30 protein-coding genes and 3 pseudogenes are annotated in these 25,302 nt (G+C 65.1%); 17 read left to right on the top strand and 16 right to left on the bottom strand.

The annotated features are described in order from the left end of the window. Positions 1–298: 298 nt before the first annotated feature. From GNX96_RS35190 to GNX96_RS35175, 4 genes are all read left to right on the top strand, one after another. A complete protein-coding gene (locus tag GNX96_RS35190) occupies positions 299–907 on the top strand; it encodes a hypothetical protein (protein WP_163572195.1) in 609 nt (202 codons plus the stop codon). A gap of 206 nt (positions 908–1,113) precedes the next feature. Continuing rightward, complete coding sequence (locus GNX96_RS35185) at positions 1,114–1,680, top strand: hypothetical protein (RefSeq protein WP_163572194.1); 567 nt, start codon at positions 1,114–1,116, stop codon at positions 1,678–1,680. 187 nt (positions 1,681–1,867) lie between these two features. Continuing rightward, positions 1,868–3,100, top strand: a complete 1,233-nt coding sequence (locus GNX96_RS35180; RefSeq protein WP_279582282.1) for a zinc metalloprotease — start codon at positions 1,868–1,870, stop codon at positions 3,098–3,100. 113 nt (positions 3,101–3,213) lie between these two features. Then, a complete protein-coding gene (locus GNX96_RS35175; protein ID WP_163572192.1) occupies positions 3,214–3,669 on the top strand; it encodes a hypothetical protein in 456 nt (151 codons plus the stop codon). 109 nt (positions 3,670–3,778) lie between these two features. Here GNX96_RS35175 and GNX96_RS35170 read toward each other — a convergent pair whose 3' ends face one another. The 9 genes from GNX96_RS35170 to GNX96_RS57510 form a co-directional block, all read right to left on the bottom strand. Further along, entirely contained in the window at positions 3,779–4,426 is a 648-nt protein-coding gene (locus GNX96_RS35170; RefSeq protein ID WP_279582281.1) for a DUF222 domain-containing protein, read from the bottom strand. Between the two features lie 23 nt (positions 4,427–4,449). Further along, a complete protein-coding gene (locus GNX96_RS35165) occupies positions 4,450–4,722 on the bottom strand; it encodes a hypothetical protein (protein ID WP_163572191.1) in 273 nt (90 codons plus the stop codon). A gap of 381 nt (positions 4,723–5,103) precedes the next feature. Next, complete coding sequence (locus GNX96_RS57530) at positions 5,104–5,688, bottom strand: helix-turn-helix domain-containing protein (RefSeq protein ID WP_279582280.1); 585 nt, start codon at positions 5,686–5,688, stop codon at positions 5,104–5,106. Next, on the bottom strand, positions 5,628–6,497 hold the full coding sequence (locus GNX96_RS57525) for a hypothetical protein (RefSeq protein ID WP_279582279.1): 870 nt from the start codon (positions 6,495–6,497) through the stop codon (positions 5,628–5,630). The genes GNX96_RS57530 and GNX96_RS57525 overlap by 61 nt, the downstream gene beginning before the upstream one ends. Beyond that, positions 6,454–7,761, bottom strand: coding sequence for an AAA family ATPase (locus GNX96_RS57520; RefSeq protein WP_279582302.1), 1,308 nt, complete (start codon positions 7,759–7,761; stop codon positions 6,454–6,456). Before GNX96_RS57520 ends, GNX96_RS57525 begins: the two co-directional genes overlap by 44 nt. Before the next feature lie 154 nt (positions 7,762–7,915). After that, on the bottom strand, positions 7,916–8,107 hold the full coding sequence (locus GNX96_RS57515; protein ID WP_279582278.1) for an adenylate kinase family protein: 192 nt from the start codon (positions 8,105–8,107) through the stop codon (positions 7,916–7,918). A gap of 16 nt (positions 8,108–8,123) precedes the next feature. After that, positions 8,124–8,606, bottom strand: a complete 483-nt coding sequence (locus GNX96_RS35155) for an adenylate kinase family protein (protein WP_279582277.1) — start codon at positions 8,604–8,606, stop codon at positions 8,124–8,126. A gap of 149 nt (positions 8,607–8,755) precedes the next feature. Further along, positions 8,756–9,997: an HNH endonuclease gene (locus tag GNX96_RS35150; protein ID WP_163572190.1), complete on the bottom strand. Its 1,242-nt coding sequence runs from the start codon at positions 9,995–9,997 to the stop codon at positions 8,756–8,758. Between the two features lie 274 nt (positions 9,998–10,271). Beyond that, a complete protein-coding gene (locus GNX96_RS57510) occupies positions 10,272–10,442 on the bottom strand; it encodes a hypothetical protein (RefSeq protein ID WP_279582276.1) in 171 nt (56 codons plus the stop codon). Positions 10,443–10,648: 206 nt separating this feature from the next. Here GNX96_RS57510 and GNX96_RS65640 point away from each other — a divergent pair, with 206 nt between their 5' ends. Next, positions 10,649–11,158: an MFS transporter gene (locus GNX96_RS65640; protein WP_390624225.1), complete on the top strand. Its 510-nt coding sequence runs from the start codon at positions 10,649–10,651 to the stop codon at positions 11,156–11,158. Between the two features lie 306 nt (positions 11,159–11,464). Here GNX96_RS65640 and GNX96_RS65635 read toward each other — a convergent pair. Together GNX96_RS65635 and GNX96_RS65630 are read right to left on the bottom strand one after the other, a co-directional pair. Beyond that, positions 11,465–11,917: pseudogene (locus GNX96_RS65635) on the bottom strand (SDR family oxidoreductase); the annotation flags it as partial. Positions 11,918–12,096: 179 nt separating this feature from the next. Further along, a complete protein-coding gene (locus GNX96_RS65630) occupies positions 12,097–12,303 on the bottom strand; it encodes a hypothetical protein (protein ID WP_163572188.1) in 207 nt (68 codons plus the stop codon). Between GNX96_RS65630 and GNX96_RS57500 the strand changes: the two genes are divergently transcribed. Beyond that, on the top strand, positions 12,236–12,676 hold the full coding sequence (locus GNX96_RS57500) for a hypothetical protein (RefSeq protein WP_279582274.1): 441 nt from the start codon (positions 12,236–12,238) through the stop codon (positions 12,674–12,676). The two genes, GNX96_RS65630 and GNX96_RS57500, sit on opposite strands and share 68 nt — an antisense overlap. Positions 12,677–12,780: 104 nt before the next feature. Here GNX96_RS57500 and GNX96_RS65625 read toward each other — a convergent pair. From GNX96_RS65625 to GNX96_RS35115, 4 genes and pseudogenes are all read right to left on the bottom strand, one after another. Continuing rightward, positions 12,781–13,008: pseudogene (locus GNX96_RS65625) on the bottom strand (L,D-transpeptidase); the annotation flags it as partial. Between the two features lie 49 nt (positions 13,009–13,057). Continuing rightward, a complete protein-coding gene (locus GNX96_RS35125; RefSeq protein ID WP_163572186.1) occupies positions 13,058–13,513 on the bottom strand; it encodes a hypothetical protein in 456 nt (151 codons plus the stop codon). 113 nt (positions 13,514–13,626) lie between these two features. Further along, positions 13,627–14,664 (bottom strand): DUF346 domain-containing protein, encoded by a 1,038-nt coding sequence (locus tag GNX96_RS35120; protein WP_163572185.1) that lies wholly within the window; start codon positions 14,662–14,664, stop codon positions 13,627–13,629. Beyond that, complete coding sequence (locus GNX96_RS35115) at positions 14,555–15,199, bottom strand: CHAP domain-containing protein (protein WP_279582272.1); 645 nt, start codon at positions 15,197–15,199, stop codon at positions 14,555–14,557. Before GNX96_RS35115 ends, GNX96_RS35120 begins: the two co-directional genes overlap by 110 nt. A gap of 312 nt (positions 15,200–15,511) precedes the next feature. On the opposite strand from GNX96_RS35115, the gene GNX96_RS35110 reads away from it, so the two are divergent. The 5 genes and pseudogenes from GNX96_RS35110 to GNX96_RS35085 all read left to right on the top strand — a co-directional run bounded on the left by GNX96_RS35110 (position 15,512) and on the right by GNX96_RS35085 (position 20,663). Further along, positions 15,512–16,336: an AfsR/SARP family transcriptional regulator gene (locus tag GNX96_RS35110; protein WP_163572183.1), complete on the top strand. Its 825-nt coding sequence runs from the start codon at positions 15,512–15,514 to the stop codon at positions 16,334–16,336. Positions 16,337–16,483: 147 nt separating this feature from the next. Further along, a complete protein-coding gene (locus tag GNX96_RS35105) occupies positions 16,484–16,993 on the top strand; it encodes an NB-ARC domain-containing protein (RefSeq protein ID WP_163572182.1) in 510 nt (169 codons plus the stop codon). Positions 16,994–17,237: 244 nt separating this feature from the next. Further along, a pseudogene (locus GNX96_RS35095) lies at positions 17,238–18,197 on the top strand (protease inhibitor I9 family protein); the annotation flags it as partial. Positions 18,198–18,228: 31 nt separating this feature from the next. Continuing rightward, a complete protein-coding gene (locus GNX96_RS35090; RefSeq protein WP_313885854.1) occupies positions 18,229–19,461 on the top strand; it encodes a S8 family serine peptidase in 1,233 nt (410 codons plus the stop codon). Continuing rightward, positions 19,458–20,663 carry a hypothetical protein gene (locus GNX96_RS35085; RefSeq protein WP_279582271.1) on the top strand — a complete coding sequence of 402 codons (1,206 nt, stop codon included), beginning with the start codon at positions 19,458–19,460 and terminating at the stop codon, positions 20,661–20,663. Before GNX96_RS35090 ends, GNX96_RS35085 begins: the two co-directional genes overlap by 4 nt. A 54-nt stretch (positions 20,664–20,717) precedes the next feature. On the opposite strand, the gene GNX96_RS35080 is transcribed toward GNX96_RS35085, so the two are convergent. Further along, complete coding sequence (locus GNX96_RS35080) at positions 20,718–21,518, bottom strand: esterase/lipase family protein (protein WP_163572177.1); 801 nt, start codon at positions 21,516–21,518, stop codon at positions 20,718–20,720. A 276-nt stretch (positions 21,519–21,794) separates the two neighbouring features. On the opposite strand from GNX96_RS35080, the gene GNX96_RS35075 reads away from it, so the two are divergent. The 6 genes from GNX96_RS35075 to GNX96_RS35050 all read left to right on the top strand — a co-directional run bounded on the left by GNX96_RS35075 (position 21,795) and on the right by GNX96_RS35050 (position 25,221). Then, positions 21,795–22,424, top strand: a complete 630-nt coding sequence (locus tag GNX96_RS35075; RefSeq protein WP_163572176.1) for a TetR/AcrR family transcriptional regulator — start codon at positions 21,795–21,797, stop codon at positions 22,422–22,424. Positions 22,425–22,619: 195 nt separating this feature from the next. Next, the gene (locus tag GNX96_RS35070) at positions 22,620–22,877 is read left to right on the top strand and encodes a hypothetical protein (protein WP_163572175.1); all 258 of its coding nucleotides are present in this window, start codon (positions 22,620–22,622) and stop codon (positions 22,875–22,877) included. Between the two features lie 194 nt (positions 22,878–23,071). Continuing rightward, positions 23,072–23,818: a S1 family peptidase gene (locus tag GNX96_RS35065; RefSeq protein ID WP_279582270.1), complete on the top strand. Its 747-nt coding sequence runs from the start codon at positions 23,072–23,074 to the stop codon at positions 23,816–23,818. Positions 23,819–24,029: 211 nt separating this feature from the next. Further along, positions 24,030–24,416 carry a RidA family protein gene (locus tag GNX96_RS35060; protein WP_163572174.1) on the top strand — a complete coding sequence of 129 codons (387 nt, stop codon included), beginning with the start codon at positions 24,030–24,032 and terminating at the stop codon, positions 24,414–24,416. 99 nt (positions 24,417–24,515) lie between these two features. Next, positions 24,516–24,845 carry a hypothetical protein gene (locus tag GNX96_RS35055; RefSeq protein ID WP_163572173.1) on the top strand — a complete coding sequence of 110 codons (330 nt, stop codon included), beginning with the start codon at positions 24,516–24,518 and terminating at the stop codon, positions 24,843–24,845. 46 nt (positions 24,846–24,891) lie between these two features. Then, positions 24,892–25,221: a hypothetical protein gene (locus GNX96_RS35050; protein ID WP_163572172.1), complete on the top strand. Its 330-nt coding sequence runs from the start codon at positions 24,892–24,894 to the stop codon at positions 25,219–25,221. Positions 25,222–25,302: the final 81 nt, after the last annotated feature.

Raw genomic sequence — 25,302 nt, 5'->3', positions numbered from 1 at the left:
CGCGCGGCCGGTTTCGGTTGGTTCCCTCGTACGAACGACCTTCCCTCGCACGGCCTCGCTCGCGCGAGGGAGTCCGAGATCGCTCGCTTCGGCGATACGCGGCCGGCCGTACTTCTCTAGCGTCCTGATTTGGTACATCAGCAGACATAGAGGAGACAGATGACAAATGACATCACCATCCCCAGAGTAAGGCAACTGTCGGCGTGGCGCAGAGCCGGCGTTGCCGTGCTGGCAATGGCGTGGGCAATGGAAGCCATTGCGATCAGGATTGACGTGCGCTAACTAAGGAGAAGAAGAAATGATCGCGCTCAACACAAACCGGTCGCCTGCGTGGCGCAAGGTCAGTCTCGCCTTGGTGGCACTTGTTCTGACACTGGGGACGGGCTTGGTTCAGACAACAAGCGCGTCGGCCGACACTTCATTGGCGCATGTCCGCACTACTGACAAGATTGAGCCGTCGGCTGCTGCGGCTCATGCAAAGGCCAATCCTGATTGCGTTGGTCAAGTCGTTTACGAAGTCCACGTGCAGGAGCTCGGTTGGCAGCCGTCGGCCTGTGATGGCGGCGACGCTGGCAGCACCGGCAGCGGTCTTCGTTTGGAAGAGATCCAGATGGTCGTTGGATGGGGAAACATCTGCCTTCAGGGTCACGTTCAGAACATCGGCGACCAGGAATGGAAATGCGAGGACCTCTCTGTTCGCCGGCGCGCGGAGGCAGGAACAACGGGCCAGGGTCTACGCCTGGAAGGCGTTCATATCCTGACGTGGGGAGGCCCGACCCTTTGCGCGCAGGCATACCTCCAGAACACGGGCTGGCAGCAGGCGCAGTGCGGTGCCGCCGCCATCTGGGTGGGCACTTCAGGTCAGGGCATTCGGATGGAAGCCTTCAGGGCGTGGCGTAACACGTGATTCACGCGCGGATCGTCACCGCCGCATACTGAATCGACATGCCCGCAGGGTATCTCGCCGAGACCAAACAGGTATTGGGCATCTGTCGCTGCCCGAACCAGACTTCTCAGGGTGACCGTTGGCTGTTGGGGTATTCGACCGCTGACGAATGTCATTGAACACGGACCACCCTGCTGTCCTTGAACCATTCCGAAAGGAATACGGAAATGCGAAAGCTTCTTGCTGTACTGGTGGCTACTGCCGTCTCGATCGGATCTTTCCTCGCTGTGGCGGAATCGCCCGCTGGTGCGGCGCTGATTGCCAACTCCCATCAAAATGTCACTCTCGTCGACCGGCAGGGTCATTTGCGTACCGTCGTCGCCAATCAGAGCCCGGCGCCAGGGGTGCCGGCAGAGGTGCAGATGTACCAGGTTGCCGCGTCCTACATGCACAACAAGAGTAAAATCGAAGCACTGGCCGAGAGCCTCTGTTGGGATTCCTACGGGTGCTTTTTTGCTGATGCCAACGGTGGAGGCCAGCTGATCCGAATTCCAAACGGTCAGGGAATCAACGATCTGACGCAGATACAGTGCCCCGTGACACTGGGCTGCCGGGCCGGCACATTCAATGACAGTCTCACCTCTTGGGCGTCCAACTGGAACTTCACCGGCTACGTCGACGCCCACTACGGATGCCATGACGGCCTCTGCTGGCGCCTTGAGCAACTCCCCCGAGGGGCATACCGGAACGTTCCCGCGAACGCGAATGACCAGATCTCGTCCATTCTCGGCTAGCGACACCTGATTCCCTGGTGCCAGTAGGTGGAGGCGCCGGATTAATATCCGGAGCCTCCATCGCGGCCGCCGCGGAAGCGATATTCCGCTTAGAGAAATGGCGGTGGAAAGAGTCGCTGGATATTGTGGAGTGTCAGCTGTACGGTCACTGCTGACGGCCGTAACCTGCTGAAAACTGGGAGAATCGTTGAAGGCGCACAAGATGGTGCTGGCCCTGGCACTGGCCGGCTCGGTCGCGTTGGTTCCCGGAGCAGTCGATGCGCCGCCGGCGAAGGCTAATTGCCTTAACACGCCGGCGGCGCACACGACCTCTCCGCACGATCCGAACAGCCTCTCGGGAAGCCGCTCCATCCAAGGGTCGGATGCCGCGGAGGAGATCCTGCGCACCGCGTACGACCGGCACACGCTGCCGCGGACCATGCTCACCAAGGGGCCTGATGGCAACGTCCACGCCCGGCTGAGTAGCGGCCAGGCGAAAATTCCGGTAAATGTCCACGTCGTACACGACGGCGCCACCGGCATGGTTCCGGTCAACGAAATCCTTCGGCAGATCGCCGAGCTGAACAGGGACTATGGCAACACTCCGGCGAAGATGTTCAGCTTCTGGCTCCACGACGTCGACTACACCGACAACAAGGCCTGGCACTATGCCATGGCGATGCAGCCGGACGAGAAGGCCATGAAATCCGCGCTGCGCAAGGGCGACGCCAGCGAGCTCAACCTCTATTTGAACGAGCCGGGCTACGAGAAGCCCGCCGATCTGATCGGCATCGCGACCTGGCCTTGGGACTACCAGGCGGCGCCGGAGCTGGATGGTGTGATGCTCAAATACAGCACAGTTCCCGGTGGTGGCGCCAAACCCTTCGACGAGGGCAAGCAAGCGAGCCACGAGACGGGGCACTGGCTCGGGCTCTATCACACCTTCGAGGGCGGTTGCGCGGCTCCAGGCGACTATGTGGACGACACGCCGGCTGAGGCGGCGCCGACCAGCGGCTGCCCGACCGACCTCAAGGCGTGTGACAACACCACTCCGGCGCCAGTCCCACAACTTCATGGACTACAGCGACGACCGGTGTCTGTCGCAATTCACTCCAGGCCAGGCGCAACGAGCGGCCGACCACTGGTTGGCTTATCGCTATCGGGACCGGCTCTGATCTTTCAGGATTATTCTGACGATTGGGCCCACTTCTGGCTCATGCGTTCGTGCGTCGGGGTGCGAGCTGTTGGATGGATGCCGCATAGTTGTACGCAGCCGATAATGGTCGCTGGGGCCACCACGAACCCGAGAATGAAGCTGATTCCTGAGAAGGTGAGCCACAACGGCCCCGGGCCCCAGATAATCAGAATGATCGGGATTCCGGGGAGAACCGCTGAGCCGAGGCCTATCAGGGCCCACGTGCCGGGCTTCTCGGTGACGTAAGCGTGGATCGAGCGCCCACCGGCGAATATCGAGTAGACGACGCAGGCGATTGAGCCTGGGCTGAGAGTGAACCAGTTCAGGTCGTCGTGCCAGCCCACCACACTGAGAACCACGTGCAGCAGGACGTTCCCCCACGGAATCGCCAAAATGAGCCAGCTCGCCGAGACAAGCGCCAGGAGTGCGGCGGCTACGAATCGTACGATGAGGCTACGACGGTCACTACGGGCAGCCAGATCGCGCAGGAGGTCGCTGGTCCGCCCGACGCCCTCGACGGATTTCTTGTACAGGCCGTAGATGAGCGCGGCCCAGCTCAGCAGCGAGATCAGCAGGACGAGCCACGGGTTGTCACCGACCAGATCCCGAAGGATCTCCCAGATGTCCGGCGCGTTCTGAAGGCCCGGCCCATCGGCCAGCTCTATGGCGTGCAGGGCTTCCACGTTCCGCCTTCCCCGAAAACGGCCGCGCTGCCACGGCCGGAGGTAGAGAACAGTCAACCGGTTTTGTTGGCCCAGATGCCGCAGCTGACTGTCGCCATCCTCGGCGGAATGCCTCTGAGCAGGCGATATTAGCCAGTGACACAGGACGATGACCGGACGCCAACCGGCGGCCCGGGCAGGTATAACACGCCGGGTTGCCTCTCCTTCACCACCTATCGGGCCGAACGTTGGGAACCATGGACTAGAACGGTGGTGGTGGGTATTCGTCGTTGGGTGTGACGTCGTAGGTGCGTCCGGTGGGGCTGGTCCAGAGGAATCGTCCTGGTGTGGGTTGGGTGACGGTCCAGCCGTGTTCTTTGATGTCGTTGTGGAATTTGCAGGCCGGTCCGGCACAGTCGTACGCGGTCTTCCCTTCCGATTCGCGGAAAGGGATGGTGTGGTCGAACTCGCAGGTCGCCGCCGGTCGGTTGCAGGCGGGGCCGCAGCATCGTTGGTCGCGGGCGTTCACCAAGTCCCGCAGCGCCTTGGTCGGGCGGTAGCGCGTACGGCCGTGGTCGATCACCACTCCGCTGACGGGGTCGGTGAGGATTCGGTACCACTCACTGGTGTCGTCGCCGGCGAGTTCGCGGGCGCGTTGCGCGGTCATCGGCCCGTAACCACTCAGGACCGCGGGGTTGTCGTCGTCCAGGCTCATCAAGGTGGTGGCGTCGACGCGGAGTTCGATTTTGGTGCATACATTGCTGGGGACGCCGAGGCTGAGGGCGTCGGCTCGGAGTGCGTCCATGGTGCGGGTTTCGTCTTTGGTTTTGAGGCTGCGGGCGATGGTGTCGATGATGCGGTAGATCGCTTCGGCTGATTCGGCGGGCAGGAACGCGCCCAGCAGAGCCATCCCGTCTTCGCAGGGTTGTTTTTCTACTCGCCTCGCCTCTCGGAGACGAGCTTTTTGCGGCGGGTTTCGGCGGCTGCTGGGTCGATTTTGATGACCTCCCGCCGGGCCCTGTCTCGGATCGATCGAGGCGTCTTGGAGTCCGCGCCGGGCAGCACCGTCTCTTCGACTTTCCGAGCGTCCTCAGGGCAGAGGTGGCCGACCTGGTCCGCGAACGTGAACGCCTTACGCAGGTCAAGGTCACCGTGAGACATCCCAGCCATGGTGCCCGGCAGCTCATGGACCAGTTGGTACGCCAATTCAACCGCTTCTGAGCGGCCGACAGGCTCCAGGTCAGTGATGCGGCGATTTCACCGGCCGCGTATTTGGAGAAAGGTGCACCTACGGCGGGTCGGGCGTTGGTGAAGCGGTCCATGAACCGCATCTGCATCGCCTGCGTATACGAAATCACCTTATCCAAGGTTTCGATCGCGGCCAGCGCGCGGCCTGGCGTTCCCCGACGACGGTGGTGAACGCCTCGATGAAGCTGGTGGGTTGGACCAGCCACACACGGATCGCGGTGTCGGTGACGGAGTGGCCGTTGCTGAGATGGACCAAGGCGTGGTGGATGCGCAAAATGGTGCGCCAACGCTGAAACTCAGTTCCCGGCATCGGTGACTATCTTGTCGGCAGCGCGCCGATCACGATGCCTGCTCGGCATGGAGATCGGGCTGGTCCCGGAGCTGTCGGCGAGAGGTGATGCCGAGCTTGCGGAAGATGTTGCGCAAATGCGTGTCGACCGTACGTACGAGGCTGATGAACAGCCGGGCGGCGACTTCGTTGGAGGTGGCGCCGGTGGCGACCAGCCGGGCGATGTGCGTTTCCTGCATGGTGAGCTCGTTGTACGTGTGCGTGGACCGGCCGCGGGCCTTTTCGCCGGTGGCGCGCAGCTCGTCGGCGGCCCGCCGTGCGAACGCTTCGAGTCCCGCCTCGGACAGCATTTCGTGGGCCGTACGCAGCTGAACGCGGCAGTCTTTCCGGCGCCCTTCGCGGCGCAGCCATTCCCCGTACAGGAGGTGGGCCCTCGCTCGGGCGGGCCGCATCGGGCTTTGGGCGAGCAGCTCGACGGCTTGCCGGAAGTGGTCCTCAACCCCGGTGACCAGCCCACGCGCGTAAGCCGCGATCCCCAGGCCAGTGGCGGTTCCGCTGGCTTGGGTGCGCTCGGTCAGCGATGCCAGCGCGGCGGCGGCTTCCTCGTACTCGCCGCATCGGACGGCCGCCTCCACCACCTCGGGCAGCGAGACTCCGGTGAGTGAGAGAAAAGGTCGCCGTACGAAATGGCCTGCCGACCGGCGGCCAGCGCGGCCGGGTAGTCGGACCAGCTGTTGTTCAGCACGGCCGCGGCCCAGTGGACATTCGCGATCAGCTGCCCGATGCCGTGGGTGGCAGCCGCCTTGGTCGCGGCTTCCATCAGCTCGAAGGCCTCCTCGCGGCGGCGCGCGCGCATCGCGGCCAGGTGCAGCCGGTGATAGTACGTCGGCGGTCCGCCGGTCACGTCCGCGAGCGCGTCCTCCTCGGCGATCGCCGCGATGGCCTGCCCGACATCGCCGGTGAGAGCGGCACGGGACGCGACCTGGCTGAGCGCCAGGCGCAGTACGAACGGTGACCCCGACTCGCGACCGGTCTTCATCAACCAGTCGACGATCGTCCAATGTACTTGCGGATCCCACAAATCCGCGGCCAGCATCACCGCGAGCGCCGGCCGCTGAGTCCACAGTGGAGTGTCGGTGCCCTGGAGAACCTTGCGCAGTAAGGGAACCGCGACCCGGTGCCCTTGCGTGGTCAGCAAAGCAAGTGCGTCCAGGATGTCCGGGGAGTGCGGTGCCGGCGCGCAAGTCTGCGCCGCGGCCAGGACCAGGTCCATGACGCCACTGGGCCGGCCGACGGCCATGCTTATTTCCAAGGCGTCCACGAAACAGTCCCGAGATCGTTGCGGATCCAGTGCCGAAAGCCTTTCCCCAGCCCGAATCATGAATGTCGGACCGTCGCCGTCATGCTGTCGTACGAACGCGATCCGGCCTCGGAGCAGATCCACCTCCGCGAGCTGGCGCTCGTCCAGGCCCGCGTTCTCGACGGACGCGAGAAAGTCTGCCGCGGTCGTCGGCGGCGCCCGCGTCGAACTTGGCCTGAGCCGCGGCGAGCGTACGTTCGACCCGCTTGGTCGCGTCCACTGACAGCTCGGCCGCGCGTTCGATGAAGGCCGCCGCGGCCACCACACCGCCGCGCGCCTGGGCGCGCGAAGCGGAACGTTCCAGCTCGGCGGCGACCGCTTCGTCCGGTCCGGCGCAGGCCCGGGCGCGGTGCCAGATCCGCCGGTCTGGGTCGACAGCGGGATCGGTGACGTCCGCGAGCACGCGATGGGCCGTACGACGCTGGTCGGCGTCGGCCGCCAGATAGACGGCAGACCGGGCCAGCGGATGGCAGAACCGGATCCGAGTGGAGAACTCGACCAGCTCGGTGGTGGTGATCGCCGCGCTGGTGGCCTGCAGATCGATGCCCAGCCGGTGGGCGGCCGGCCACAGCAGGCCCGGGTCGCCGGTCGGGTCGGCGCTAGCGATGGTCAGCAGCAGCCGCGCATCGGTGGGCAGATTGGCCAGCCTGGCCTGGAAAGTCCGCTCGATCCGGGTCGGCACCGACGAGGTGTCCGGCACCGCGAACCCGTCGGCCCTGGGCAGGTGCAGCAGCGCCAACGGGTTCCCGCGTGCCTCGGCCACGATCCGGTCGCGTACCTGCTCGTCCAGCGTCATTTGGCTCTGCGCCACCAACAAAGCCCGCGCGTCGGCGTCGCTCAACCGCTCGACCGCGAGACCCGGCAGCTCGTCCAGCTCGCTGGCCGGAGCGGGCAGCCGTACGGCCACCGCCATCGCGACCGGATCAGCGGTGACCCGCCGGGCCACGAAAGTCAACGCCTTCGCCGACGCTGCGTCCAGCCACTGCGCATCGTCAACAACGCACAACAATGGCTGTTCTCTGGCTGCGAAGGTGAGCAGCTCCAAGGTCGCCAGACCCACTCGATAAAGGTCTGGCGGGCCGCTGACCAGCCCGAACGCGACTTGCAGAGCTTCCCGATGCTGAGCTGGCAGCTCGCCGAGATAGCTGAGCGAAGGCGCGCACAGTGGCCGGCAGAGCTGGTGCAGAGCGGCGAAGGGCAGCTCCGACTCGAACTCCGACCCCGACGCGTGCAGCACCTGGAAACCAGACGCCGTGCTGTGGGCGTACGCCAGCAGCGCGCTCTTGCCGATGCCAGCCTCACCGCGTACGGCCAGCACACCGCCCTGGCTCGCACGCGCGGCGCCGATCAGCTCATCGATGGATGGACTGGGTCTCTGCTTGCCTCCCGACCAGTGAACCGTGGGCGGGTGTCAGCGGTCGCATACAACAGACGTTAGTCGGACCCCTGCGGCTGTCCGAGGGGCGGTTGTGTGCGAACGCTGTTCCGGGAGAATTTCGCGTTTAGGCTTGGTACGCCGGCAGTCCGAGCTGGGCGCGGATCTCCTGTTGGACGGTGATCTTGTCGGGCCGGGCGTCGACGGTGAAGACGAACTCCTTGTTCGCGAAAAGTTCCAGGACAGGGTTGGTTTTCGTGTGGTAGTCATGCAACCTGCTGGCCAACGCCTCCGGCGTGTCGTCCTCACGACTGACCAACCGGCCCCCGCAGACATCACAGCGGTCTGCGATTTTTTGGGCTGTGCGCGATCAAGTTGTAGTCCATGCCGCAGCCGGCGCACAGCCGTCGGGCCAGCACCCGCCGATGCACCTCCTCGTCCGGCAACCGCAGCTGGATGACGCCATCGATGTCATAGGTTTCCAGGAAAAAACTCTCGGCCTGCCGGCGGTTGCGTGGAAAACCGTCGACGACGAACCCGTAGTTCCAGTCGTGCTGGCCGAGCCGGTCCCGGACCACCGCCTCGACGAGATCGTCGCCGACCAGCTCACCGGCGGCCATGATCCGGCGAACCTGCGCACCGATCTTGGTGTGGTTCTGCACATGCCAGCGGAAGATGTCACCGACGCTGATCATGGTCAGGTCGAAGTCGTGGGCCAACAGCGCACCCTGAGTGCCCTTGCCGGAGCCCTGAACTCCCATGATCACGTACTTTCGCATGCGCCACAGCGTACGCCGGTGTCCGTCGTTGTCCGTCATTGTCGTCGTTGTCGCCGTGGCATCTGACGAGCTACTGGGGCCGTCGCGTTTAGCTGACCTCCGGTGCGCTTGCGTTGCCTGGGCAGTAGAGGCTGGGCAGAGTTTGTCGGCCGCCGGGCGTGGTGGGGCCTGGCGGCCGGGTGTATTTTCTATGCGGCGAGTTGGTTAATGCCGCGGATGGGTCTTCGTTCGGGGTCTCTGTACGCTGGCGGTATGAATTCGACGATTCCGTCGATGATGCGTACTTCCCAGTCGCTGTGATGGATGAGGCGATGGCAGGCGTCGCAGAGAAGTACGCAGTTTTCTAGGCATGTATGGCCACCGTCGGCCCAGTGGACCACGTGGTGGCCGCGGCACCAGCGGGGTGGTCTGCCGCATTTGGCGCAGCCTTTGTCTCGCGCTATCAGCGCTTTGCGGAGTTGTATGGGGATGAGTCGTTCGGTGCGTCCGACATTGAGCGGTACGCTGTTGCGGCCCAGGATCATGGGGATGATGTCGGCTTCGCAGGCGAGGCGGCGGCCGGATTCGGGGGAGATGGCGGTGCCGGTGTGCGCGTATGCGACTCCGAGGCGTTCGCGGAGTAGTTCCCAGTCCATGGTGATGGTGAGGTGGGGGCGTTCTTGTCCTTGGATGGGGAGTTTCCCGGAGTCCGCGATGAGGTTCAGCGCATCGGCGAGTGCGTCGCCATTGCGTTGGGAAACTGATCGTTGGTCGGGGCGGCCGTCTTCGGCGGGACGAGGTTTGGCTAGTGGGCTCAGGATCTCGCTGAACAGGGTGCCGGTTTCGCCGTCGAAGGAGCCGCTGAAGTTCAGCCGTCCGTCTCTCCCGGTGTGCAGGTTTAGTTCGCGCCTGGGTTTCTCGTTTTCGCGTTCGGTGGGCGCTGGACCGTCGGGGTCGAGGTGGTCGTGGATACGTTGGCCGAGTTCGACGAGCCGGCGGGCGGGGTAGCTTTTCGCGTGTTCCACCAGGGAAGTCTCAGCGTCTTCGCGTTCTTTGATGTTGACGCGGGCGGGGAGTTTGTTGACGATGCCGATGATGGTGTCGATTTGGGAGTCCGCGAGCTCGCCTCGGCGCATGGATTCACTGACAATGCCAAGCTTGGGTGCGAGTGTTTCACCGGTGAGGGTTTCGCTGTTGCACAGGTTCAGGGCTCGTTTGAGACGTCGACCGGCTTCGGTGGGCGATAGCAGCAGGTTGTCTTGGAGCATGCCGATGGTGGTTTCGTGCCCGAGAGCCTTCCCGACCTTGTTCTCGTGAATAGCCGCGACAATATCCAGCACCCGCGCTTGCCGGCGCCGGACGTCCTGTTCAGCTTCGCGCAGCAGGTCGGCCAGTTGCCGGGGGCGACACATCCAGAGCTCTGGAGCGTTGAATTCCTCACCTGCGGCCATGACACTAATTCTACCGTCACCACTGACAGTTTGACCGCGTTTCGTCTATCAGGACATGCTCATTTTCTCAATGCCCCCAACAAAAAACGTAGAGCGCGCGCGTTCAACTAACGGGTACCGAGGCCCACGGGCGAGCGTGCTGTCGGATGTGTGCGCACTGACGGCAGTCGCGGCGATTCCGCTGCTGTTTGTCGTCGGTTGGCTGTCGTTGCCCCCCTGCTCGCTTTTTTCTCGCGTTGGCCATGGGGTTGAGCCGGGCACCGGGAATGACCGCTCAGGACGTGATGCTGCCGGACCTGGTCAGTGGCACCAGTATGCCGTTGGAAAGGGCCACCGGTGTCATCGACGGGGTGGTGCGCGCCGCTCGGCTGATGGGTGTTTCGGTGGCCGGCGTTCTGCTCGTACTGATCGGATCCGCGCGAGTTCTTTTCGTCGATGCGGCCACCTTCGCGGTTTCAGTCGTGCTGGTTGGCGTGGTTGTCCGGGTACGAGCGGAACGGCCAGCCGCCTGGAGCCTGCGCGGCCATGTTGACGAACAGCGAGCTGGATTCCGTTACATAACTGGGGATCGGTTCGTGCTAGCCCTGGTTTTGATGATTGCCGCTACGAATTCACTCGATGCCGGCTGGAGTGCGGTAGGCCTTCCGGTCTATGCGAGGAGCGTGCTGGGCGGCAGCGTGGCGCTCGGTTCGTTGGCGGCGGCTTTCGGCGCTGGTGCGGTCACCGGGTCCGCTGTTGTTCAGCTGGCTGGGACCGTGGCTGCCGCGGTGGCAGACCTTCGCCCTCTGCTTTCTGCTCGCCGGAGCGCCACGCCTCGTTGTCGGTCTTTTGAGGCCGAGCCTGGTGATCATGGTCATCGCGACCTTTGTTCTGAGCGTTGGGTTTGGGACGCTCAACCCGATCATCGACACGGTTCTCTACGTACGAGTACTGCCGGAACTGAGGGCCCGGGTGTTCGCTGTGGTGAACGCCTGTGTGCTGGCGTGCGTTCCGGTCGGTGCGCTGGCGATGGGTGTCCTGGTCGACGGCGTCGGATGGTTCGGCGCGATCCTTGCCTGGGCCGCGCTCTACCTCGCGGCGACACTTTGCCCGCTCGTGTTCCGAGGCTGGCGGGAGCTGAACGCGGAGCAGGTGCGACCGCCGAGCCTTGTTAACTCCTGAGCCAGTCAGGCGTACGGGCGGGTCAGTGTGAGCGCAGCCAGTCGCGGAAGTGGGTGGTGGCCAGGTGGGATCTTCGGGCGCGGTGAGTACGTCGCCCTTGACCGCGGCGAAGAGGCCGGCGGTCTCGTCGTCGATGACGACGCGGCGGTTGTCGCCGGCCGCCTGGATGGCGATGCGGCCCAGCTCGTCCAGCGTAAAGACGTCAGGGCCACCGATGTTGCGGGTGCCCTGCAGTGCGGCGCCAGCGGCGACTTCGGCGACAGCGGCGGCGACCTCGGCCGAGCTGATGGGCTGGATCGGGGTGGTGGGTAGGCGTACGACGTCGCCGTCAGTGGTCCAGCTCATCGTCGGCTCGACGAACTCCATGAACTGGGTGGCACGCACGATCGAGTACGGGATCGGCCCGGCCTTGACCAGGTCCTCCTGCAGCGCCTTGGCTCGGTAGTAGGCGAGGTCGGGCACCTGGTCAACGCCGACGATCGACAGCGTCACGAGGTGCCCGACGCCCGCGGACTGCGCGGCGACCAGCAGGTTGGTCACCGACGTACGGAAGAAGTCGAGAGAGGCGTCGTCGAAGGTTGGCGAGTTGGTCAGGTTGACGGCAACCTCGGCGTTGCGTACGGCGTCGTCGAGCCCCTCCCCGCTGAGGAGGTCCAGGCCGGTGGAACGGGAGTGCCCGGCCACCTCATGGCCGGCCGCGGTGAGGTCGCGTACGACCTGGGAGCCGATGAGACCGGTGCCGATGACCGCGATTTTCATGACCTGCCCTCTCGTCCGGGCTTCGCCCGGCAAACTCGGATTCCTTGTGTCCGAGATCTTACTCGGACATATGTTGTCCGAGTCAAGGGGTGCAGGGAGTCACTTAGCGCGCTGCGAGAGTGTGCGGGTGGTTTTCGGCGGTGGCCGAAAATCTGGTGGCCGCTGGCGGTGGTGCGAGATCATCGCGGCATGACGGTGAATGGCCGGCCGCGGTGATGGCGTACGAACCGGTGCTGGAGCTCAGGCCGAATCGCCGGGCCCTGCGACCTTTCCTGTTCGTCGGCCCGATCGTGGTCCTGCTGGGATTTGGTCGTCTCGGTGCTGGTCTCACTGCGCGAACCGATCGGCACTTTGCTGCAGGTGGTGGGAATCACGACAGCGATCACGGTGTCTATCGCTGCCTATCTCATGCGTCGGTTGTTGGTTCGCGGACCGGTCTTCGTCGCGGACCGGGCCGGTGTCCGAGCGTGGCGTCTCGGATTCGCTGGCGGAGAGCCGAAATCGCTGCGATGGGAGGACATCAGGGCGGTCGATGTCGCTGTCGTCGAAGGAATTGTCGCGCTGCGCGTGTGGCCGGCGTCTTCTTGGGCGACGCTGTCCCCGGTGTGGACGGCCGATGAGGACCGAGAAGCGAACGACGTTCGTGTCGGTCTGCTCGTGCCGGGCGACATCGGCGCCCGTACGCCCATGGACATCGTCGCCATCCTCACCGATCTCGCCGGCGAGCGCTGCCAGGTGCGTGTGACGAGCGCCCGATGACTCGGGTTAGGCGGGTTTCTTCCCGAAAATGTGGACGTGAGACCCCCACTTGCGGTCATCGAGTAGAGCTTGCTCGCGTCGCCGCGCAGGAGGTTGATGCAGCCGTGCGAGCCCGGGCTGTCACCCTCGTACAGATAGGTGGTCGTCTGGTGGAAGCCCATGTCTGCGTGGAATCGTTGCCAGTAGGGCAGACGGACTTTGAAGTACGACGAGATGGTCGACTTTTTCTTGTCCGCGACTGAGAAATGCCCGGGTGGGGTGGCGAGGCCGGCCCGTCCGGTGCGGATCGGAGTCGGCCCGAAAACCACCTTTCCGGCGCTGTGCACCCACATGGTCTGCGAGGTCAGGTCGACACAGACGGTGAACCTGTAGCTGCGGGTGTCACATTTTTCGAGGTTGGCCGCCGCGAGCCGGCGCGCAATGGTGCCGGTGACCTTGCCCGCGTAGCCCTTCGCCGGCATGATCCGGAACCGCTGCTGGAACTTCGCGATCGCGGCGCAGTCGCGCGCTGACTGCTTGCCGTCGACGCTGACGGCTCCGTAGCCGGAGGCTGTCCAGATAACGCTCGACTGCGGCTTGTGCCGGCCCGGTCTCGGCGCAGGACAGGCTCTTGGTGCTGGGAGCGCTGCTCGGGCTGGGTCGGGGAGCCGGACTGGGCGGCAGTTCCGGAGTAGCGGGAGTGTCGGGGGCCTCCGGTGTGATGCTGTTTTGCTGGGTTTCGGCGGAAATGGCCGGTCCGAACGGGATGACGCCGGTGGCGTACGCGACGCCCGCGCCGGTGAGAGTGAGTGCGACCGTGGCTGCCACTGCCAGGCCGATCACCGTACGACGTGCCATGTCCGTGCTCCTTCCGCTCCGACCCCACTGTCGGACTCGCAGAAGTAAGACGTACCAAAGTCAAGCAAGGTTGGCTCTCGCTTTGGTGATTCTTGAGTATTTCCCACTGGTTCTTACGTGGACCAGGTGTCGTGGGTCATGGCGTTGGTGGTTTCGTTCCAGAACCAGTGTTGGACGGCGTGGTTTTTGTCGGTGGCCCAGGCGTGTTGTTGGCGGCCGATGAAGGATGCCGTGGGGTCGGTGGTGATGGAGCCGGCGGCGGCCCAGCTGTCGTGCCGGATGGTGTCGTCTGCGGGGGTCCACCAGAAGTGTTGGAGGCTGCCGTCGGTGCCGCGGGCGAGGACGTGTTGTGCGCCAGTGTCGTCGACCATGATGGAGGGCCGGCCGGTGATGGCGGCGCTGGTGGCCCAGGTGTCGTGGGTCATGATGCTGGGGCCTTCGTCGAAGAACCAGTGCTGGAGACTTCCAGCGGAGTCGATGGCGAATATGTGTTGCTGGCGGCCGATAAACACCGAAGTCGGATCGCTGGCGATGGATCCGGCGGGCGCCCATGACTCGTGGCGGATGGTGTTGTCCGAGGGTGTCCACCAGAAGTGCTGCAGGCTGCCGTCCGTACCGCGGGCGAAGACGTGTTGTATGCCGGTGTCGTCGACGAGAATCGTTGGGCGGCCAACCAAGCCCGCGTTGGTTGCCCAGGTGTCGTGGGTGATGGTGTTTTGTGATTCGTCGAAGAACCAGTGCTGCAGGCTTCCGGAGGAGTCGGTGGCGAAGGTGTGTTGTTGGTCGCCGATGATGATGCTCGCCGGGTCGCCGGTAATAGATCCCGCTGGTGCCCAGACATTGTGGTTGATGACGGACGGCGTGGCGGAATCCCAGTACGCGTGCTGCAAACTTCCGTCGGAGCCGCGGGCCCACAAATGCTGCTGACCGTTGTCCGCCGCGTCGGAAGTGGGTTCACCAACAATGCTGGTCATCCAAATGTCGTGCGTGATTGCGTTGTTGACGGGATTCCAGAACCAGTGCCCAGCCGAACCAGACGCGTCATCGGCAAAGAAATGCTGCTGGCCATTGGCGATCACCATCGCCTGCGAGCCCTCGCCCGGTGAGACGGTGACAACTCCGGGCGGCGGAATGTAGCCCTCGATCCACATGTCCATGACGCTGCTGTACGTGCCGACCGCCGAGCCGTACGCCGGCGTGTTGTGGATGGATGACGTGAGAAGTGCTGGCGAAATGCGCTTCGGTGCCGCTCTGTCCGCCCCAGTCGCCGCTGACGGTCTCGATCGTGCCGCCGCTGACGGCGGTCACGATCGCGACGTGGTGGATGCCGTTGCTGTCCGCCGACGTGTCGCCTTTGACGTTGGAGAACACCACCGCGTCGCCGACCGCCGGCGTGCTGGTGACGATGCCACGGCTCGTACCGTACGTGTAGAAGCTGCGCGCCAACGGGTTCAGGCCGGACAGGTCGGCGACGCCGGAGTTGGCCCACACCCATTTGGCGAAGTCGGCGCACCAGTATTCGGGCTGGCCGCCGTTTCCTGTGCAACTGGTGTAGAAGCTGTGCCCGCCCAGGCTGTTCGCCGCGCAGGCCATGCCGCCGACGTTCGCGTTGGCCAGGCTGGCGATGCCGGTGGAGGTGGTGGCGGCGGCTGGACTGGCCGTGGCCGACACCAGTAAACCGGTCATCAGCACCGAGAGAACGGCTAAGGCGGTCATTCGACCCCATAGCCGGTGATGGGGAGATTGCGCGTTAATTCCATGCATACCGGGCACTCCTCTGTCTTCTCATGACAGCGCCAAAAGCAGTGAAGACCGACTCGCTGTCACTGACCTTTCATCGACTGTCAGCGGCGGCGGCCAATGTCGTGCGGATTGCCGGGTGGGCGGCCCAGGGGCTTTGACCATCCCGGTTCGGCTGGTAAGCAACTGTCGTAGGCCTAACTACCTGTTGACCTGCGGGAAAAACTTGTCAAAACGACCCATTGGGCGGCGCCGGCGATGCAGCGCGAACCAGTGATTTCGGTGCGGTTGCTCGGGCAGTTCGAGCTGACCGTCGACGGCCGGCCGGTGCACGTGGCGGCCGGCCGGCAGCGTTGCCTGACAGCCGCGCTCGCCCTTTCGGCGGGACGGCCGGTGTCCAGCCACGCGCTCGCCGAATGGACGTGGGGTGAAGAGGCGTCCGGCCGGTCCCGGGCGGCCCTGCATACGTACGTCCGACGGCTTCGCCAGGTGATTGGCGCGAGCCGGCTGATCACCACCGCGGACGGCTACCAGCTGGATGTTTCCAGCGACTGCGTGGATGTTCTGCGGTTCACCGACCTGTTGAAGGCGGTCGACCGGGTGGCTGGCGACCGCGACCCGACGCAGGAGTTGGCACTGCTGCGTGAGGCACTCGCGCTGTGGCGCGGGCCGGCGCTGGCCGACATCGAGTCCGAGCGGCTGCGCGACGAGGTGGCGCCGAGCCTGCTGCTGGCCTGGATGCGGGCGGTGGAGCGACGGGCCGACCTGGATCTGCAGCTGGGCCGGCACGGCGAGGTGGTGGGTGAGTTGCGCGAGGTGACCCGCCGCTACCCGCTGCGTGAATCTCTGTGGGAGCGGCTGATTGTCGCGCTACACCGGTGCGGTCGTACGGCCGACGCCCTCGGTGTTTACGACGAGATGGCCAAAGCGTTGCGGACCGAGCTGGGGGTCGCGCGCCAACGCGGCGCTGCGCGAACTGCGCGACTCGCTCGCCGTCCTTCATCCGCTCCGCGACCGTGGCCGGCATCCCGGCGTGGGCGGGCAGCAGGTGCCATGGCGGGTGCGCTGTCAACTTCCGGCTGATATCAACGATTTCGTCGGCCGCGGCGACCTCGTCGAGCAGCTCCAGCGACAGCTCCTGTCGGCGTCCGCGGGGCCGCCGGTGTTGGTGATCGCCGGGCTGCCCGGAGTGGGCAAAAAAGCGCTCTCGCGACCCGGGTCGGGCACCGGATGCGAACGGCGTTCCCAGATGGCCAGTGGCACGTCCGGCTGGACGGCGCCAGCGGGCATCCGGGTACGCCCGAAGACCTGCTCGCCGAGTTGCTGGCCACCGCCGGCCAGCCGGCCAACGAGCTGCCCACGTCGGTGTCCGGCCGGTCGGCCACGTTGCGCGCACTGCTCGCGGACCGGCGGGTGCTGATCCTGCTGGACGACGCGGCCAGCGCGGAGCAGGTTCGGCCGTTGCTGCTGCCGGGTACGGCCGGAAACGCGGTGATCGTGACCAGCCGGCGCCGGCTGACTGGGCTGGAGGGCGCGCAGGACTGCGCGGTGCCGCCGCTGACGACCGTGGAGTCCAACGAGCTGCTGTCGTGCTGGGTGGATGCTGGCCGGCTGGCCGCCGACCTGGACGCGAGCCAGGCGCTGATCAGCGCTTGCGGCGGGCTGCCGCTGGCGTTGCGGATCGTCGGCGGGCGCCTCGCCGCGCGGTCGGAGGGCAACCTCGCCCGGAGTGGTCGCTGAGTGTCGTACTTCATCCCGCACTCGACGTCGAGTGCGGGATACAGTGCTGCGGTCGACGTGCTGGATATCCCACGGACGGTGAGATCACGCCTGGCAAGGCGATGACAACGTGGTGACAGCGGCGTAACAAGACGCGCGCCTACCTTGACTTGTCCTCTTCCGCTGCACCGGAGGGGCTCGTCGCGGGGCGGCGGGCGGAGCCGGGGAAGCGGGCGTTTTTTCTGCCGTTACCCCGAGGGACCTCATGTCACGCAAGAGAACCACCGCGATGACCGCGATCGCGGCCTTCGCCGCATTGACCGCGGCCACCGCGCTGAGCGGGCCGGCCACCGCGGCCGGCGCCCAGCCACTGACCGCGGCGGAGGTCAGCGCGCTGACGATCGCCCCTGGCAACGCCAGCACCTCCGTGATCGTGCTTCTTCGCAATCAGCCGGGCGCAGCCGCCAGAGGCAGCGCGGCCGCGCTCAGCCGGGCCCAGGCGATCGCTGGCAACCAGGCGCCACTGGTCAGTGAGCTGACCCAGGTGCATGCCAAGAACCTGCGCCGCTACCAGTTGATCAACGCGGTCGCGGCGACCGTTTCGGCGGCCGAGGCGACCCGGTTGGCGGCGAACCCGAATGTCGCCCAGGTGCTGCCGGACCGGCTGCTGAAAGTGGCTCAGCCGGCCAAAACGCCAAGCCGCAAAGCTGGCAGCGCCAGCGGCACGGTGCCGGCCGGGACCTGCGCGCCAGCAGGGCAGACCCAGCTGGAGCCGGAGGGCCTTTCCACTACCAACACCGATTCCGCCGATCCGGCCGCGCGAAAAACCGCACGGTCACTGGGATTCACCGGCGCCGGGGTCAAGGTCGGGTTCATCGCCGAGGGCATCGACGTGAACAACCCGGACTTCATCCGGGCCGACGGCAGCAAGGTCTTCGCCAATTTCCAGGACTTTTCCGGCGAGGGCGCGGCCGCGCCAAACGTCGACAGCGAGTCGTTCCTGGATGCCAGCGCGATTGCCGCGCAGGGCCGGCAGGTCTACGACGTACAGAACTTCAGCGCCGATCCGCTGCCCAGCACGTGTGATATCCGGGTCGAGGGCGTCTCTCCTGGTGTTTCGCTCTTCGGCTACAAAGTTCTCGGTACGAATGCCGAGTTCAGCGAGGCCAACTACATCCAGGCAATCGACTACGCGGTCACCACCGACCACGTCGACGTACTGAACGAATCGGTGGTGTTCCAGCCGGTTCCCGGACGTGGCCGCGCTCAACGCGGTGGAACAGGCCAACGACGCTGCCGTACGCGAAGGTGTCACCATTGTCGGCGCGACCGGCGACGCGGGCACCAACAGCACCATCGACGTGCCCTCCACCGACCCGAACATCATTTCGGTGGGCGCCAGCACCGACTTTCGCTGGCAGGAACAGACCAACTACACCGGCGCGCGGCAGTTTTCCACCGGCTGGCTGAACAACAACGTCTCGGCGATCACTTCGGCCGGCTTCACCCAGTCTGGTCGTACTCTCGACCTGCTGGCACCTGGGGACGGCTCCTTCGCGGTGTGTACGCCAAATCTGGCGATCTACCTGGACTGCGCTGACTTCACTGGCAAAGCCTCCAGTGTGGTCCGTAGCGGCGGCACCAGCGCGGCGGCGCCTTTCGTCTCGGGTACGGCCGCGTTGGTCATTCAGGCGTACCGCAAGGGTCACGGCGGGGCGAGCCCGACGCCAGCACAGATCAAGCAGATCGTGACGAGCACCGCGCAGGACCTCACTGCGCCCTCGAACGAGCAGGGTGCCGGGCAGGTCGACGCGTACCGCGCGGTGCAGGCCGCGCAGGGCAACACCGGTTCCTCGGTGCTGGTGGACCAGAGCCAGCTGAACTCGGTGGGTGCACCGGGTGGTAAGCAGAATTTCACCGTGCACGTCACGAATACCGGCGCCAGCACTCAGACGGTCAACCTCAGCGGTCGTACGTTCGGGACACCACGGACCGTGGGCACCGGCACGGTGACGTTGAGCGACTCGGCCAGCGATCATTTCACCGACTGGAATGGCACCAACGACAATTTTGGTAAATTCACCTTCACAGTGCCCGCCGGCGTACAAAGACTGAAGGGCTCGATCGCCTTTCAGTCCGCGGCCAATGCTGGCGGCAACGGGCGCGTACGACTGGATTTGATTGATCCGACAGGCAAACTGGCCGCGAACTCGATTCCGCAGGCCATTGGGCCGGATGGCAACTACGGCAGCGCCGATGTGGTGCTACCGGCCGCGGGCATCTGGACGGCGGTCATGTTCAGTGCGGTGTCCACCTCCGGTGGCACCGTCGGACCGGTGAAATTCCAGGCGGATGTCGCGAACACCGCGGCTTTCGGCGCGGTCAGCCCAGCCACTATGACGTTGGCTCCGGGCGCGCGAGCCGGGCCGCGACGGTCACCGAAACCACGCCGGCCGGTGCGGGTGACTCCAGCGGCGCGCTGGTCGTGAATGGCAGTGGAGGGCAGCACAGCTCGCTGCCGATAATCATGCGCGGCCTCGTCCAACCGACCAGCGGCGGCGCTTTCACCGGCACCCTGACCGGCGGAAACAACTTCAACAGCGACGACGGCCAGGCGAACTACTACCAGTTCGACGTGCCCGCCGGTGTGTCGAACCTGAAGGCCAGCGTGAAGCTGACCAACGATCCGGGCGACACCGTGGAAACCCAGCTGGTGGCCCCGTCCGGTTACGCGGTGGGAAGTGGCAGCAACCAGCTGACCACGGCGTACAACCCGACCACTCGGGTCGGCACGTTCAGTCCGCAACTGGGCACCGACGCGTACGCACGAGCGCCGCAGGCCGGTCGATGGACCTTGGTCATCCGATTCCCGGGCAACGTTGTCGGCGACGAGGTGTCGCAGCCATTCACCGGCTCGGTCACCTTCAACACCGTGAAGGTCGACGGGTCCGCGGTTCGTACGGCAACGAAACGGCCGCTGGCCGCGAAAAAACCGGTGGGGATCACCGTTCCGGTGACCAACACTGGGACCCAGCCAATGAACTTCTTCCTTGATCCACGGCTGAACACGACCAGCACGCTGACGCTGGCGCCGGTCGAGCCGCAGACCAATTTCCAGTCTCCGTTGAATTCCTCGGAAAGCTCGCCGGCGTGGTTGGTGCCGACCGAGAGCTCGCAGTTCACCGTGACAGCGACCGCGTCGGCGCCGATCGGCCTCAACTACGGCCCGGAATCCGGTGATCCGGTGACTTTGTCGACCACCAACGGAACCACCGCGACCGGCTCGATCACCGGGAGTCCGCTGCCGAACGGCGTGTGGGCGGCCAACGTCGTACAGATCGGACCGTTCGCGGCACCGACCACCACGACGGCGAACCTGTCCGCGACCGTACGGGCCGCGCCCTTTGACGCGAACGTCGTTCCGGACGCGACCGATTTCTGGCAGACCTCGGTCACTCCCGCGACCTCGATGCACCTGGTCACCGTCCTACCTGGACAGACGGTGACGCTGACCGCGAACATCACTCCCACCGGGCCTTCGGGCACCACCGTTTCCGGCACGGTGTATGTGGATTCGCTGGTCGTGGGCAGCACTTCGACCGAATCCGGATTCGAATACAACGACTCGGGTAGCACCGAACCGGCCGGAGACGAGCTGGCGGCGATCCCGTACAGCTATACGATTAGCTAGCCAACTGACAGCACGCGAGGGATATGGCCCCTCGCGTGCTGTCCTTAATATCGTTTAGAAGCAGCAGTGAACCGGTTGCGGATGCGCGGGATCCAATGCGTTGTCGACGAGGTCGTAAACGCCTTTGTCGTACGAGAGACTGGCGTGGTCGACGGCGTCGAACGGGCACGAGTTCTGCACCCACGTGTTCGTCACGCCAGGCTCGGCGATGAAGGCGGCCGTACCAGCCGGGGTGACCACGAATTCGTTCCTGGTCTCGATAATCGTGTAGCTGACCCCCGGCTGAGCGACCGGACCGGCGTTCAACGCGGTCACCACGGCGGAGCCCGGCACCTGGTCGCCGCAGGCCGGGCAGGCCGCGCCGATCACGTCGGTGATGCCGAAAGCCTTACCCAGCAGGGCAAGCCCGTCCAGAGTGGTGCCGTGGGTGGTCGGGGAGAGGCCAACGAAGCTGTGCACTTTGCTGGCACCGTTGAGATTCTTGAGGTAGTACTCGCCGATCAGGCCACCCTGGGAATGCCCGACGAGATCGACCTGAGCCGCGCCCGTACGCGATCGCACCTGGGTCACGAAGGTGCCGATCTGAGCCGCTGAGGTGGCGACCGCGCCAATGGTCTGGATGAGCGAGGACGGGCTGCCGCCAATCACCGTGCTGTAGACGCAGTAGCCGCGGTTCGCGAGCGTCGGGCCGAGGCCGGACCAGTCGTCGATCATGTTGCCGAAGGTGCCCGTAATCAGCACGACCGGCCGGGGGTGGGCCGCGCTGGGCTGGCACGACGACACGTTCACGCCGGCCGGCGACCCGGCCGGGTTCGGTGTCGAGGCGGCGATGCCCTGCCCGAGGTTCGCGAGCACCAGGTAGTGCGGAGCGGCGTTCGCTGGGGTGGCGGCGGCGAAAAAAACGCCGTTAGTACGGCCGCGAGTATTGCCACGGTCGCGAGAAAACGGTGGGTTCGAGCGGGCACGACAGCCTCCAGGCGGGATGGGGGTGAATCTGAAGTGGTGCCGTTTCAGAAATGTGGTTACCGGAGAGTAGACCTGATGTGGCCCAGACCACAAGACCCTGCTTCGTTGCTGATCACGTGCACTATCGGCCGCCCTGGTCCGGCGGCGCCCTCTAAGGTTGATCGCATGACTCAGCCCGGGCCGCAGCGCCAATACGCCGGACGGTCGGCCGCCGAGCGCCGCGCGGACCGGCGGAGCCGGCTGGTCGACGCCGGGCTGCAGATGTTTGGCACGGTCGGCTACGCGATGGCGCCGGTCGGGCGCATCTGCAAGGTCGCGAACCTGTCGACCCGGCAGTATTACGAGGAGTTCGGCAGCCGTGAAGCTGCTGATGATCACGGTGTACGACACGATCAACACCGAGGCGATCGAAGCGGTCGCAAAAAAGCGGTGGCAGCACTGGGAAATGCCACCTTGACGGCGCGGGTCGAGGCCGCTTTGCGTACGTACGCGCGAAGCACCGCTTCCGACCTGCGCAGCGCGCGCGTCGCGTACCTGGAAATCGTCGGAGTGAACCCGGCGATCGAGGCGCATCGGATGGCGTGGCGGCGTCGCTGGGTGACGCTGATCGGTGGGGTCCTGCAAGCCGCGATCGAGCGCGGCGAGATCGCGGACCGCGACTACCGGCTCGCCGCCGGCGCTTTTGTCGGCGCGGCCAACGGCCTGCTGCAGGACTGGTGCGCCACCGACGACCGCGCCCCACTGGACGACGTGGTCGCCGAGCTGTCCCGGCTCGCCGACGCGCTCACCCGCTAGCGCGCTCTGTCGAGCGGCCTTGAGTGGCCATCTGTCGGAAGCTGGCCGCTGCCAGTGGACTTGACATTCGTCATGGCCGAATGATGACAAGTGCTACTTGTTGGAATCGTTTTCCTTGACTAAAACGATGGACCATCCGGCGGCGGTCAGTCCGCGCATTCTCGGCACTATCGCACCGAAAGTCGAGGATTTCCCATGAAACTCAGAACAGCTCTAGCGCTCGCGATCGCCATCCCTTCGGTGGCCGCTGGGTTGGCGCTGCCATCGGCAACAGTCGCCGCCGCGCCGGCGGCACCCCAGCTTTGGGAAGTTGTGGGCGGTTTCGGCAGCCCGGATGCCTGCGACCGTTACGGCAGCGGTGGTGAGGCCATCGGCCGATGGCGAACGTATTACTGCGTGGAGGACGACCGGCCTCTCGGCACGGTTTGGGATCTGTATGCCGACGTCATCTAGATCGTAGAAGCCGGGATCCCAACACACTGCGTGGATCCCGGCTCCGCGAAACGGCCAACCCGCTGTCGTCATCAGGGCAGGATGCCTCTGTGTGTTCGGCTTTTAACAGGTAGTGCTACCTATTGTTCCAGCGCCTTCGGCCTGTCGGAATGAGGACACCCGTCCCGCACCACGCCTGACCGGAGGTTGTGCTCATGAGAAAGACCTTGCGCAGATGGGGTCTCGCAGCGATGACCTGCGGTTTCGCGGTCGTGCTGATGACCGCCGCACCGGGCACTGGGCTAGCTGCCAGCGCGGCACCCGCGCCGGCGGTGCTTGCCACCGACTTCCACGGCATCGTGGCGCTCTCCAACTGCTCGGGCTCGGTGGTGAAGACGCCGACCGCGGCACTCACCGACCCGGCGCTGGTGCTCACCAACGGTCACTGCATCGAGTCCGGATTTCCGCGGCCCGGCCAGGTGATCACCAATCAGGCGTCCAGTCGGACCTTCTCGCTGCTTTCCAAGAACGGGCAGTCCCGGCTCGGCACGCTGCGGGCGAAGAAGGTCATCTACGCGACGATGACCGGCACGGACGTGACCATCTACCAGCTGACCACGACGTACGCGCAAATCCAGCAGACCTACGGGATCGCGCCGCTGGAGCTGTCGGCCAGCCATCCCAGCGCCGGCGTGCACATCGATGTGGTGTCCGGCTATTGGCGGGCGATGTATTCCTGCAATATCGACGGATTCGCGTACGAGCTGCATGAGAGCGACTGGGTCTGGAAGGACTCGATCCGCTACACCTCGCCCTGTCACGTCATTGGCGGCACGTCAGGTTCCCCGGTCGTGGAGACGACAACGGGCAAGGTCGTTGGCGTCAACAACACCACCAACGAAGACGGTGAGCAGTGCACGCTCGACAACCCGTGTGAGGTGGACGCGGCCGGCGGGGGGTGACGATCCATCAGGGCATCGGCTACGCCGAGGAAACGTACGGCATCCCGGCCTGTCTGAAGGCCGGCAGCGAGATCGATCTGAACCAGCCCGGGTGCACTCTGGCCAGGTAGTAGTCATGCTGTAACGGCATGGCAGCGATGCGAAATCGTCGTTGGACGCATGGGTGTCTGGGTGGCTAGTTTCTCCTTCAGGTACCGATCAAGGAGAGACTTTGAAGCTGATATTGGACAATCCGGCGACCGTACCGGCACCGGTCGGTCCTTTCGCGCACGTCGCCCGCGTCGACGGCACTCTGCTCGTACTATCCGGGCAGATTGCCGTCGACGACGCGGGCGAAGTGGTCGCCCCCGGCGACATCACCGCCCAGGCCGAGCGAATTTTCGAGCTGATCGGCGGGATCCTGGCCGCACACGGCGCCGATTTCGGCTCGGTGGCACATATTCGTACGTTCATGACCAACCTCAATGACCTGCCCGGCTACGGGGTCGTAAGACGACGGCTTTTCCCCACGGATCCGCCGGCCAGTACGACGGTGGAGGTCAGCCGGCTGTTCCGGCCCGGCGCGCTGCTGGAAGTCGAGGTCACCGCGGTCGTGTAAGCCCCTGCTCCCGGGCTGGCCAGTGAAAGGGAAATGAAAGGCAGCCATGCCTACAGTGTCGCCGTCCGCGTTTTCTCTCGACAAACAGGCGGAGACACGATGAGGTCAACATTCAGGAAAGGCACGTCGCTGGCGTGTGCGCTGCTCGCGGCGGCGGCGATCATCGCAACGCTGCCAGTGCAGCCGGCCGCGGCGGATCCAGGTTTTTGCGGCGTACGCGTGCAAGGGCCCTATCCGGATCCCAATTCCAACCCGACCGGCGCCAACGGCATTTTCACGTACCTGGCGAAAAACAAGTGCTCGATCGGCTGGAGTTTCAAGGTCGTGTTCGTGCACGGCAGTGAGATTCCGTGCGCCTATATCGGCCCGTACGCGCTGCACACCTACAGCGCCATCTGGGCGGACGACTGGAATCTCGTTGTCTGCTGAGTCCGGAACCGAGTTGACCGCGAGCGTTTGGAGAAACGAGTCCCACATGAGCGCCCATCCTGTCCGGCCGCGGCGAATCGCGCGCCTGGCCATCGCCGGCACCGTCGCAACCCTCGCCGCTATCGCCCTCCAACCGGCCCAGCCGGCCGCCGCCGATCCGGGCTTCTGCGGAGTCCGGGTCGGACTGGAATCCGGTGTTGACATGAACATGATCTACACGCTCCGTAATCAGTGTCACCTGACCTGGAACTTCCGGGTGTTCATCCCGGCCGTCGGCCGCTATGCCTCGCCGGGCTGCCGGCCGGTCTCCGGCGGGACGTACGGCTCGTACACGGACTTCTACGCCGACGGGAACTGGCGGATCGAAGTCTGTTAGCCACCCCCCCCCTGCCTTTCTGTAGTCGAGTGACTACCGAAAGGCAGGGTTGGGTGTTGTTCGTGACGTCCGCCGCACGCA

It is taken from the genome of Fodinicola feengrottensis, assembly GCF_010993775.1.
Lineage (GTDB): Bacteria > Actinomycetota > Actinomycetes > Mycobacteriales > HKI-0501 > Fodinicola > Fodinicola feengrottensis.
The sequence above is the reverse complement of the archived record's forward strand: the minus strand, read 5'-3'. Positions and strand labels throughout refer to the sequence as shown.